13 protein-coding genes are annotated in these 11,396 nt (G+C 67.0%); 7 read left to right on the top strand and 6 right to left on the bottom strand.

Annotated features, from left to right (window positions below):
* Positions 1-28: 28 nt before the first annotated feature.
* On the bottom strand, positions 29-877 hold the full coding sequence (locus ADBZ9K_RS15380; protein WP_526621884.1) for an alpha/beta fold hydrolase: 849 nt from the start codon (positions 875-877) through the stop codon (positions 29-31).
* Positions 874-2,415, bottom strand: a complete 1,542-nt coding sequence (locus ADBZ9K_RS15375; protein ID WP_526621882.1) for a flavin-containing monooxygenase — start codon at positions 2,413-2,415, stop codon at positions 874-876. The genes ADBZ9K_RS15380 and ADBZ9K_RS15375 overlap by 4 nt, the downstream gene beginning before the upstream one ends.
* 92 nt (positions 2,416-2,507) lie before the next feature.
* On the opposite strand from ADBZ9K_RS15375, the gene ADBZ9K_RS15370 reads away from it, so the two are divergent.
* A complete protein-coding gene (locus ADBZ9K_RS15370) occupies positions 2,508-3,131 on the top strand; it encodes a TetR/AcrR family transcriptional regulator (RefSeq protein ID WP_526621880.1) in 624 nt (207 codons plus the stop codon).
* A 98-nt stretch (positions 3,132-3,229) separates the two neighbouring features.
* Here ADBZ9K_RS15370 and ADBZ9K_RS15365 read toward each other — a convergent pair whose 3' ends face one another.
* Together ADBZ9K_RS15365 and ADBZ9K_RS15360 are read right to left on the bottom strand one after the other, a co-directional pair.
* On the bottom strand, positions 3,230-3,634 hold the full coding sequence (locus tag ADBZ9K_RS15365) for a DUF4267 domain-containing protein (RefSeq protein ID WP_526621878.1): 405 nt from the start codon (positions 3,632-3,634) through the stop codon (positions 3,230-3,232).
* A gap of 13 nt (positions 3,635-3,647) precedes the next feature.
* Entirely contained in the window at positions 3,648-4,040 is a 393-nt protein-coding gene (locus ADBZ9K_RS15360) for a hypothetical protein (RefSeq protein WP_526621877.1), read from the bottom strand.
* Positions 4,041-4,134: 94 nt separating this feature from the next.
* Between ADBZ9K_RS15360 and ADBZ9K_RS15355 the strand changes: the two genes are divergently transcribed.
* The 6 genes from ADBZ9K_RS15355 to ADBZ9K_RS15330 all read left to right on the top strand — a co-directional run bounded on the left by ADBZ9K_RS15355 (position 4,135) and on the right by ADBZ9K_RS15330 (position 10,123).
* Positions 4,135-4,503, top strand: a complete 369-nt coding sequence (locus tag ADBZ9K_RS15355) for a DUF732 domain-containing protein (protein ID WP_526621875.1) — start codon at positions 4,135-4,137, stop codon at positions 4,501-4,503.
* 45 nt (positions 4,504-4,548) lie between these two features.
* Positions 4,549-5,001 carry a CAP domain-containing protein gene (locus ADBZ9K_RS15350; RefSeq protein ID WP_526622682.1) on the top strand — a complete coding sequence of 151 codons (453 nt, stop codon included), beginning with the start codon at positions 4,549-4,551 and terminating at the stop codon, positions 4,999-5,001.
* Between the two features lie 665 nt (positions 5,002-5,666).
* Positions 5,667-6,431 (top strand): FadR/GntR family transcriptional regulator, encoded by a 765-nt coding sequence (locus tag ADBZ9K_RS15345; RefSeq protein ID WP_526621873.1) that lies wholly within the window; start codon positions 5,667-5,669, stop codon positions 6,429-6,431.
* A 30-nt stretch (positions 6,432-6,461) separates the two neighbouring features.
* Positions 6,462-8,072 (top strand): class I adenylate-forming enzyme family protein, encoded by a 1,611-nt coding sequence (locus ADBZ9K_RS15340; protein WP_526621872.1) that lies wholly within the window; start codon positions 6,462-6,464, stop codon positions 8,070-8,072.
* Positions 8,069-8,842: a class II aldolase/adducin family protein gene (locus ADBZ9K_RS15335; protein ID WP_526621870.1), complete on the top strand. Its 774-nt coding sequence runs from the start codon at positions 8,069-8,071 to the stop codon at positions 8,840-8,842. Before ADBZ9K_RS15340 ends, ADBZ9K_RS15335 begins: the two co-directional genes overlap by 4 nt.
* Before the next feature lie 12 nt (positions 8,843-8,854).
* Positions 8,855-10,123: an amidohydrolase family protein gene (locus ADBZ9K_RS15330; protein WP_526621868.1), complete on the top strand. Its 1,269-nt coding sequence runs from the start codon at positions 8,855-8,857 to the stop codon at positions 10,121-10,123.
* A gap of 8 nt (positions 10,124-10,131) precedes the next feature.
* Here ADBZ9K_RS15330 and ADBZ9K_RS15325 read toward each other — a convergent pair whose 3' ends face one another.
* Positions 10,132-10,566, bottom strand: a complete 435-nt coding sequence (locus ADBZ9K_RS15325; RefSeq protein ID WP_526621866.1) for a putative quinol monooxygenase — start codon at positions 10,564-10,566, stop codon at positions 10,132-10,134.
* Positions 10,457-11,347 carry a D-2-hydroxyacid dehydrogenase family protein gene (locus tag ADBZ9K_RS15320; protein WP_526622680.1) on the bottom strand — a complete coding sequence of 297 codons (891 nt, stop codon included), beginning with the start codon at positions 11,345-11,347 and terminating at the stop codon, positions 10,457-10,459. Before ADBZ9K_RS15320 ends, ADBZ9K_RS15325 begins: the two co-directional genes overlap by 110 nt.
* Positions 11,348-11,396: the final 49 nt, after the last annotated feature.

Genomic DNA, 11,396 nt, shown 5'->3' with positions numbered 1-11,396 from the left:
ACATGATGGTTGGGTCCGGCAGGGCCCGTCAAGCGTTGGCGCGTTGCAGAAACGGCAGCACGAGATCGGCGAACTGCGTGGGGCATTCGATCTGGGGCATGTGGCCTATCCCGTTGAGTAGGTGGACCTCAGCGTGGGGATAGACGCGCATCGCCTCGCCGATGTGTTTGGCGGGCAGGATGCGGTCGCGGGTGCCCCACATGATCAGGGTCGGTCGCGGGGTTCGGGTGACGGCGGCGGCGAGCTCGCGGCGCCACTGCGGCTTCACCCCGCGGGGCGTCCCGAGTGCGAGCGCGGTCTCCCGCAGGTTCGCACCGGCACCCGGCTGGGCACCCACGGCGACCGCATGGTCGATGCGCGCCTTGGTCGCCACCGACTTGTCGGCGTGGATGGCGCGCTCGAACAGCACCGCATTCAATCGGGTGGGGCGCCGGATACTCAGTGGCCCGAGCACCGGCACGGTGAGCATCCGCAGCAGCGGGGTGACCTCACTGCCGAAACCCGCACTGTTGATCAGGGCCAGGCTCGCCACCCGCTCGGGTCGCGCGGCCAGCAGCTGCTGGGCGATCGCGCCGCCGAGGGAGTTGCCGACCACATGCACCGGCCGGGTTTCGCCGACCACGTCGAGTGTGCCAGCGACCCCGTCGGCCAGACCGGCCAGCGTGATGGCCTCCCGTGGACGCTCCGAGAACCCGAATCCCGGGACGTCGAGGGCGATCACCCGATACGACCTCGCCAGGGTTTCGTACTGCGGCGACCAGTCCTCCATGCTGCGGCCGATGCCGTGCACCAGCAGTACCGGCGGGTTGGCCGGATCACCGTCGAGACGCACCCGGGTGCGCCTACCGTCCACCTCGACGAAGGTGGGCCGGCTCATGCGAGCGTCGCTGATGCCGAAGCCAGCCCCGAAACCGCCTTCGCCGCAACGGCGGTACCGAAGCGCAGCGCCGGATCGTCGACCGGGCCCTTGCGCAGCCGCGCGTGATCCGACCAGTAGTCCATTTCGACCGTCCACGGGCCGCTGGTCCCCTGCAGCGGGAAATCGTCGATCGCCCGCAGGATGTAGCCGGCCGGGAAGTCCAGCATCGGACGGGTGGGCATGGTCGGATCGTCGACGACCGGCACCACCGTGCTGTACCCGTGCTGGTCCATATAGGCCAACATCCGGCACAGGTGGTCGCAGACCAGATCCACCTTCAGCGTCCAGGAGGAGTTGGTGTACCCGAACGCGAAGGCGAGATTCGGGATGCCCGAGAGCATGAAACTCTTGTAGACCAGCGACTGATGAGGATCCTTGGCCTGCCCGTCGACAGAAATCTGGATCCCGCCGAACGGCAGCAGCTTGAGCCCGGTGGCGGTGACGATGACGTCGGCCTTCAACTCTCGGCCCGACTCCAGCAGGATTCCCGTCTTGGTGAAGCGCACGATCTTGTCGGTGACCACCGAGGCCTTGCCCTGGGCGATGACGCGGAACAGATCCGCGTCGGGCACCGCGCACAACCGCTGGTCCCACGGGTCGTACTTCGGGTTGAAGTGGGTGTCGACGTCGTAGCCTTCGGGCAGCGCCTTGACGTTGATGGTGTGGATGAGGCGGCGCGCCAGCTTCGGGTGACGCTGGCACAAGTTGTAGATGAACCGCCCCTTGCCGATGTTGAACCGGCGGGTGGCGGCGTAGGCGGCCTTGGCGGGCAACACCTTTCGCAGGCCGTTGGCGATCGGGTCCTTGCGCGGCAGCGGCATCACATAGGAAGGCGAGCGCTGCAGCATGGTGATGTGTCCGGCGGTGTCGGCCATCGCCGGGATCAGGGTGACCGCCGTGGCGCCGCTGCCAATGACCACGACCTCCTTGCCCGTGTAGTCCAGGTCCTCGGGCCACGACTGCGGGTGCACCACAACACCTTCGAAGTCCTCCCGACCCTCAAAGTGCGGGGTGTAGCCGCCGGCGTAGTCGTAGTACCCGGTGGCGCCGAACAACCAGTCACAGGTGATGTCCCACTGCTGATCGTCGCGTTCCAGGGTGACGGTCCACTGTGCGGTCTCGGAGTCGAAGTCGGCCCGCACCACCTTGTGGTGCAGGTAGAGCCGGCGGGCCAAGTCGTCCTCGTCGACGACCTCGTGCAGGTAGTCGAGGATCTCGTGTGCGTCGGCGATGGCATTGTCGCTGGTCCACGGCTTGAACTCGTAGCCGAAGGTGTGCAGGTCGGAATCCGACCGGATGCCCGGATACCGGAAGAGGTCCCAGGTGCCGCCGATCGCGTCGCGGCTGTCGACGATGGCGAAGGTCTTGCCCGGCTGCCGGGTAACCAGGTGATGCCCCAGTCCGAGACCGGAAATACCGGCGCCGACGATCAGCACATCGACGTGACCGCTCAGCGGCTGAGTCGGGCGGGACTGGTTGAGTGAGTTCACGGTCATCGGGCACTCTCCGGATCGAGCGATAGAACTGTAACGCGACTAGTGTTATAGTTTTGCCCACGGCTGTCAAGACTTTGCTGAGGGGGTGTTCGATGACCACTGTTTCGGTTCCGCGGCGCGCGCCCGTCCAGGCCCGCAGCAAGCAGACCGTGGCCCGCATCCTCGAAGCGGCCGCAGCGATCGCCGACGAACAGGGCGTCGACGCCGCGACCACCCGCGCGATCGCCGACCGCGCCGGGGTGTCCTACCCCTCCCTCTACCGGTTCTTCGCCGACCGCGACGCGGTCCTCGACGAGCTGATGGAGCTGCACTGCGCCGAGATCGACGCCCGGTGTGTGGCGGCCGAGCAGATCTGGACCATCACCTCGATCGCCGAGCTGCTCAACAACGAGATCGACCTGCACGTCGACTACTACCGCAGGCACCCCAGCGCTGCCGGGCTGTGGATGGGTGGGCGCACCTCCCCCACCGTCGCCAAGCACGTTCATGCGCGGATGCAGACGCTGGCCGACCGGCTCCACACCATCCTCGTCGAGGCCGAGCTGATCCCCGCCGACACCGACCCGCGCAACATGCTGGTCGCCGTCGAGATGGCCGACCGAATACTGGAGCTGTCCTACCGCGACAACACCGACTTCGACGAGGACATCCTCAGCATCGGCCGCTCGGCGCTGATCGCCTTCGGCGAGGCCTTGGCCAACGGCCGCCACTCCTGAGCCCACCGAGTCTGCGCTGAGCGCGGCGAGCCTGCCATCAGATCGCGTTTTCGCGCGGCAGCACGACCTGTACGCAGGTTCGGCATAGGGCGCCGTGGTCAGCCGCTATGGGCCGTCGGCGGATCTGCGGCAAGGGTGCGGCGCCGGGTGGCACCCCACAGGCCGACGCCGATACCCACGACCGCACCGCCGAGCCCGATGACCTGCTGGCCCCGGGTGAGTTCACCGTGCACACTCATCCCGCCCAGCAGATCGGCGGCGTCGGCTCCTCCCGAGGCCAGGAACCAGCCGCGGGTGTCGCGTCCCCGCAGGCCCGCCGACAGCAGCAGGCCGCCGATCAGGGCATCGCGGTAACCCATCGACCGCAGCAGCAGCCGCGCGGAGGGGCCTGGGTCGTTGGGTTCGCCCCAGAGTTTGTTGGCGCGCAGCGGGTCGACGAGAAACTGGATTCCCGAGGCCAGTCGGATGCTGCCCGCGACGAGCGCGGCTCGGTCGATCGACATGTGCGGTGTCCGCCTAAAGGGTTGCGGTGAGTGGTCCGAGAATCTGGCAGTCGGGCGCCGGCGACTGGCCAGCCCAAGCCGCGCAGCCCCGTCCCGTCGCGATGTAGGTGGTCCCGGGCTGGTAGGCCACCGACACCTGCGCCGGGTCGGACCCGCGCCCCTGATTGCACTGGATCACCGTGTCGGCTCCCACCGGTTGCAGGCAGGCCACCGTCAGAACCGGTCCCGCGGCCGGACCGCACCCGGCCAGTTCGGCGGTCGCGGTGACCCCACCGGGGCCGACGACGGGCGGCGACAGCGTGAACGTACACGGTGGCAGGGGCCCGGCATGGGCAATGCCGGTACCGGCGACACCGCCGAGCGCCAACGCGAACACCATAGACACCGCACTGGCCAGCCGGATCATGGCCGAATGGTAGATCACGGCGGGGAGCGCCGATGTATATTGCGCGGATCCCCTGCACTCCGCTGAACTGCGCCGATCACCAACGGGACACACCATGACAAGCCGTACCTCTGCACCCCGCCTGCTGATCGCCGGCGCGTTTGCCGCACTCGGTACCGTCGGTGTACTCGCCGGCGCACAGCCCGCCCACGCCGACAACATCGGTTACCTCGTCAACGTCACCGTCCGGCCCGGATACAACTTCCCCAACGCCGACGCCGCGCTGTCCTACGGATACGGCGTCTGCGATCAGATCAACTCCGGCATGAGCTACGGCCAGCTGGTCAACACCATCAAGTCCGACTTCTCCACCAGCGACGAGTTCCAGGCCTCCTACTTGATCAGCCAGTCCGCCCAGGAGCTCTGCCCCGCCGCCATCTGGCAGCTGCGCCAGTCCGCAGCCGGCTACGTCCCGTCCGCATAGTAAGGAATGACGGTGAATACCAGAGCTGTTCGGGCCTCAACGGCGATGGGCGCTGCCGCTGTGCTGGCTGCCGTTTTCGCACCGGCCGCCCATGCCGATAACAATCGGCTCAACAACGGGGTGGTCGCCAACGTCTATACGGTTCAGCATCAGGCGGGGTGCACCACAAACATCACGAAGAATCCCGCGCTGACGCTGGCGGCGGAGTGGCATGCCAACGACGTGCTCAACAATCGCACCCTCGACGGTGACCTCGGGTCCGACGGCTCCACGGCCCAAGACCGCGCGGCCGCAGCAGGTTTCACGGGCAAAGTGACCCAGACGGTGGCGATCAACCCGGCGCTGGCGATCAACAACCTCGATGTCATCAATCAGTGGTATTACGACCCCACCGATTTCGCGATCATGTCGGATTGCGCCAACTCCGCCATCGGCGTCTGGTCGGTCAACAGTCTCGACCGCTCGGTCCTGGTCGCCGTCTACGGCCAGCCCGCCTGAGATCAGGTCAGATCCGCGGTCCCCACCGCGCCCCCGATGGCTGCGCAAGCTCTGGCAACCTCTGGTGCCGTATGGGCCAGCTGGGACGGGTGCCTCATAGGGTGAGGCGAGCAGGAGTTCGTCGCCGACGGACTCCTGAACCGGCCGCAGCAGCCAGGAACATAATGGCGCTCTGGCAAATTTTCTTAGCGACGCATTACCGCTAGAGGGTCGCCGCCTTAATATTCGGACCTAGGTTGAATCTCATGTTGATCGACGTTCGATGGCTTCAGTTCCTGCTGAAGCGCCCCGCACACAAGTAACGCCGCGGCGCGCCTCCGCCGTGGCAGCGGCTGACCGGTTCAACGCCGGGTCAGCCAACGTTACGGCCTCCCCACTCCCGAATGTCAATGCCCCGCGACGATTCCCTCTTGGCTGGTTTACGTCGAATAGCGAAGTCCCCCAACCATATTTCCCACGTCGACGGACGCCGTGTCGGCATCAATCCGCGCTGAGAATTCCACGCTCGGCTCTCCAGCTAGGCCACGCTGACACGGTCCGGCACGCCTATTGCGCCGCTGTTGGTCGCCGCTCGTAGATCGGCGGGGTGGATACGCGGAGAAGCGTCGACTCCCCGCACCGCTTGTACGATGCACTGCATTTCCCAAGCGCGATAGAGAACCCGAGTGTCAGAGCGAACCGTTCAGTTCCGCCGGCTCGCCGAGCAGGTCGCCGACCAGCTGCGGCGGCGCATCCTGCTGGGTGAACTCGCCGACGGCAGCATCCTGCCCAAGGAAGACGAACTTCTTCTCGAGTTCCCGGTGAGCAAACCGTCATTGCGCGAAGCCATGCGGATACTGGAGGCCGAGGGCCTATTGCGGGTGCGGCGCGGCAAGCTCGGTGGCGCGGTGGTGCGCCGACCCGACGCCGCGAACGTGGCCTACACGATCGGGCTGGTACTCGGCTCCCAGGACGTGAGCCTGGCCGACGTTGGCGGCGCACTTCGCCAGGTCGAGCCGGCGTGTGCGGCGCTGTGCGCGCAGCGCGCCGACCGCGACAGCACCGTCGTTCCGGTATTGCGTCAACTGCACGCCGAGGCCGTGGACGCCGCAGACGACCTGACGCAGGCCATCTCGGCCAGCCGGCGCTATCACGAAGCCCTGGTCGCGCTCTGCGGAAACCAGACGATGATCATCCTTGCCGGAGCCCTCGAGACACTGTGGTCGGCGCACGAGCAGGGGTGGTCGACGCAGGTGGGCGACCACGGCGTGGTCCCGCTCGAGGAGCGGCTGGCCGTCCTCGAGGAGCATCGCCAGGTGATCGATGCCATCGAAGCGGGTGACGCCCGGCGCGCCCGCGACCTGGCCGCCGCCCACCTGATCACCGCACAGCACTACCCGGGCTCAGCCGGGGTCGTCGACCCCGCGATGGTGCGCAACCGGGCCCATTGACGCGGCGCCTCATTTTCATATGATTTGGTGATGGCCGTCGACGCCGCCACCACCAACGCCGAGGCGGCGCGCTATCGCGCCGCGGGCTGGTGGTCGGACACGACCCTGTCCGATTGCGTGCGCCGAAATGCCACATCGACTCCGGACAAGCCGGCCTACGTCGACGTCACAGTCGACATGCCGGATCGCTCGCTGACCTGGTCGGAGTTTGACGATGCCGCCACCAACCTCGGCGTGCAGCTCCAGCACCTGGGTGTGTCGCGCGGTGACTACGTGGCGGTCTGGCACGGCGACAGCTCACCGATCCACGTCCTGCTGGTCGCGATCGAGCGCTGCGGTGCGGTGGCCGTAGGGCTCGGCGCCCGCGCAGGAGTCCGCGAGGCGGCCCAGATCCTGCGCAGCGCCAGGCCGTCACTCCTGGTCAGCGACGCCAGCCGGCGACAGCGGGCCGCCGAGGCGGCCGGCGACGCCGATCCGGCTCTGCGCACCGCGGTCCTCACTGACGGATCCGATGATCTCGTCGTCGACACCACCCGCCGACCTGGCGCGGCGAACAGGCTCACCCCGCTCGGGTCCGACGAGCCATTCCTGATCAACTCGACATCCGGCACCACCGGCTTGCCCAAATGCGTTGTCCACAATCAGAACCGTTGGTACTACTTCCACCAGAAGGCCGTCGCCAACGGCGAACTCACCCCCGACGACGTCTTCCTTCCGGTCATCCCGACCCCGTTCGGCTTCGGAATCTGGACCTCCCACACCACGCCCATCAACCTGGGGGCGACGACAGTGCGCATCGCCCGCTTCGACCCCGTGGCCACGTGTGCGGCCATCGAGCGCCACCGCGCGACCGTGCTGTGCTGTGTGAGCACCCAGCTGATGATGATCGTGGCCAGCCCGGCCTCGCGGGACTATGACCTGAGCAGCCTTCGGGTGGTCTTCACCGGCGGTGAACCACTGCCCTACACCCAGGCCGCGCAGTTCGAAGAGCTGACCGGGGCCACGATCCTGCAGTTCTACGGCTCCAACGAGACCGGCATGCTCAGCGCCACCACCACCGCGGATTCCTTGCACCACCGGCTGAGGACCGCAGGACGCGTCGTCCCCGAGATGCAGGTGCGGCTGTTCGACGGTGACCAGGATGTGACGGAAACCGGTCGCGGACAACCGGTGTGCCGCGGTCCGGCGACCAGCTTGGGGTATCTGGGCGGCACCGACCACGACAAGCTCTACACTGCGGACGGCTGGATGCGGATGGGTGACATCTGTGAACTGGACCCCGAGGGCTATCTGCGGCTGACCGGGCGCACGTCGGACTTCATCCTGCGCGGCGGCAAGAACATCAGCGCCGTGGAGGTCGAGGAGGTGGTGGCCACTCATCCGGCCGTTGCGGTGGCCGCCGCCGTGGCGATGCCGGACCCGGTGTTCGGGGAACGGGTGTGCGTGTTCGCCGAGCTGAGGGATCCCGGCGATACCCTCGATCTGGCCGCACTGGTCAAACACCTGCTGGCACAGGGTATGTCCAAGGAGCTGCTGCCGGAACGACTCGAAGTTCTCGACGAGCTGCCCCGCTCCTCCGGCGGCAAGATCGCCAAAGGCCAACTTCGCGAACACATCCGATCGATACTGGAGCGGACATGACCACACCCGAAGCACGCCGCGGCGGCCTGGGTGTGTGGGCGCCCTCAAGGATGCCGCCGATCGGCGTCGATCTCACCGACGAGCAGATGATGGCGGTGGCGTTCCGCCACCTCGCCTCAATCGGGTTCGCCGAGAACATGGCCGGGCACATCACCTGGCAGCCCGACGGGCGGAGCCAGATGTACGTCAATCCCTGGGGGTTGTGGTGGCAGGAGCTGACCGCATCCGACATCTGCGTCGTTGACGAGGACGGGCATGTGGTCACGGGCCGCTGGGATGTCACGCCGGCCATCCACATCCATACCGAGATTCACCGGCAGCGCCCCGATGCCCGGGTGGTGATCCACAATCACCCCTACTACGTCAGTCTCATCGCGGCGCTGGGGATACTGCCCGAGTTGGTGCACCAGACCGGATCCCTGTTCCTCGACGACATGTATCTGGTGGACACCTATGACGGTGAGATCGACACTCCGTGGCGTGCCGCGGAGCTGGCCGGCCAGATCGGCTCGGCCAATCTGGTGATCCTGGCCAACCACGGCGTCATCGCCACCGGCAGTGACCTGGCCGCGGCGGTGTACCGGGCGGTGTCGATCGAACGGGTGTGCCGGCTGGCGTACGACGTGCTGCTCACCGGGCGGACCCCGTCACCGATGAACCGCGCGGACATGATCGGCATGCGGGCGTCGTTGATCGAACGCGCCGCCGACGTGTACTGGGCTGGCGCGGCACGCATGACGATCAAGGCCGACCGCGGCGTACTGGACTGAAGGAGACAGACGATGGCGTCCATCGACGAAATGTCGGCGAACCTGAACTTCACCACCGCCAAGACCGGCGATGAGCGGACCGTGACGTTCCTACCCGAACCCGAACGGGCGCATCGCTATTACACCGTCATCTCCGTTGATGACCACATCGTCGAACCGCCGGACACGTTCGAGGGCCGCGTTCCGCGCCGGTTCGCCGACCGGGCGCCGCGGGTCGTCGACACCGACGACGGAGGCCAGACCTGGATCTATGACGGGCAGTCGCTGCCCAATGTCGGGTTCAACGCGGTCGTCGGCAGACCGGTGTCGGAGTACGGCTTCGAACCGACCCGATTCGACGAGATGCGCCGCGGGGCCTGGGATATCCACGCCCGCGTCAAGGATATGGACCTCAACGGGGTCTACGCGTCGCTGAACTTCCCGTCGTTCCTGCCCGGGTTCGCCGGTCAACGGCTCCAGCAGGTGACCACCGACCGCGAGCTCGCGATGGCGTCGGTGCGGGCCTGGAACGACTGGCACCTCGAGGCGTGGGCCGGGCCCTACCCCGACCGGATCATCCCCTGCCAGCTGCCCTGGCTGCTGGACCCCGAGGTCGGCGCGAAGATGATCTACGAGAACGCCGAGCGTGGATTCCACGCGGTGACGTTCAGCGAGAACCCGGCGATGCTGGGCCTGCCGACCATCCACTCGGGCTACTGGGAGCCCATCATGGCCGCCTGCGCGGACACCGGCACGGTGGTCAACCTACACATCGGGTCGTCGGGCACCTCACCCTCGACCACTGACGACGCACCACCGGACGTCCAGGGTGTGCTGTTCTTCGCCTACGCGATCTCCGCAGCGGTCGACTGGCTCTACTCGGGGGTGTGCAGCCGGCACCCCGACCTGAAGATCTGCCTGTCCGAGGGCGGAATAGGCTGGGTGGCAGGTCTTCTCGATCGGCTGGACCACATGCTGAGCTATCACCAGATGTATGGCACGTGGCAGGATCTCGGCGAGCCGCTGACACCGGCGGAGGTGTTCACCCGCAACTTCTGGTTCTGCGCCGTGGAAGACCAGTCCTCATTCGTCCAATACGAGCGGATCGGTGAAGACAACATCCTGCTGGAGGCCGACTATCCGCACTGCGACTCGACCTGGCCGCACACCCAGCGCACCATCCGTGAGCAGATCAGCGGGCTGCCCGATGGAATCATCCGAAAAGTGACCTGGGAGAACGCGTCCCGCCTCTACCAGCATCCCGTTCCGGCGGCTGTCCAACAGGATCCCGACGCGTACTGACAGCAGGCTCACTTGCCAGTCCGGCCGGTGGCAATCGCCCGGGTGATCTCCACCTGCCGGTCGGTCAGCAACGGACGGATCTGGTCGGCGAGCAACTCCCGATAGTGCGTGGAGTCGTGATGCGCGTCGAGGGCGGCCCGTTCGGCGTAGCGCTCGATCAACACCAGAATGGTCGGCTGGCCGATCCCGTGCATCACCTCACAACCCAGACAACCAGGCTCGGCCAGTGACCCCACCGAAACCGCGGACGGTGCTTGACCATCTTCAGCAGCGGCATCCGAATGCCGCGGAGCGCGAGCCTGAAACGGCGCCTCCCCACACCGGCGAAGTAGCTCAGCCCTGGCGCTGGTCGAGCCACTCGGCGATGGCGGCCACGGCGTCCCGGTAGAAGATCCGATAAGGACGGTCGGCGACGTACCCGATGTGGGGGGTGGCGATGGCATTGTCGAGGGCGCGCAGTGGGTGAGCGTCCGGTAGCGGCTCGGTGTCGAACACGTCGAGCGCAGCCGCGCCGATGGTGTGCGACTCCAGCGCCGCCACCAGCGCCGCCTCGTCGACGATCGGTCCGCGAGAGGTGTTGACCAGCAAGGCGGTTCGCTTCATCTGGGCCAGTTCCGCCGCACCGATCAATCCGGTAGAGCGTTCGCTGAGCTTCATGTGGACGGTCAGCACGTCAGACAGGGCGAACAGATCGTCCTTGCCGACGTAGGTCGCACCGGCCTCGGCCGCCGCATCGGGAGTGAGATTCTGACTCCACGCGATGACCTCCATGCCGAAGGCCTGGCCGATGCGGGCGACCCGGGCGCCGATGCGGCCCAGGCCCAGGACGCCGAGCACGCGACCGGAAAGCTCGCGGCCCACCGAGATCTGCCACCCCCCGTCGCGGACCGAGCGACTCTCGGCGACGAGATGGCGCGACGCGGCCAGGATCAGCGCCCAGGTCAGCTCCACCGTCGATGCCACCGTGCCGCCGGTCGTCCCGACGCGGATGCCCTGGTCGGCGGCGGCGTCCATGTCGATGGAGGCGTTGAAGGGGCCCGTGGAGGCGATCATACGCAGCCGCGGTAGACGTTCGATGATGCTGCGCGGCAACGGGGTTCGTTCCCGCATCACGAAGACCACCTCGAACGGCGCCAGCCGGGCGACCAGCTGGTCGGGGTCGGAGATGTGATCGTTGAACACGGTGATGTCGGCGCGGTCGGCCACCGCCGACCAGTCGGCCATCGTCAACGCGACGTTCTGGTAGTCGTCGAGAACGGCCACCTGGATCCGT

The sequence above is a fragment of the Mycobacterium sp. genome, assembly GCF_965229265.1.
Taxonomy (GTDB): Bacteria; Actinomycetota; Actinomycetes; order Mycobacteriales; family Mycobacteriaceae; genus Mycobacterium.
The sequence above is the reverse complement of the archived record's forward strand: the minus strand, read 5'-3'. Positions and strand labels throughout refer to the sequence as shown.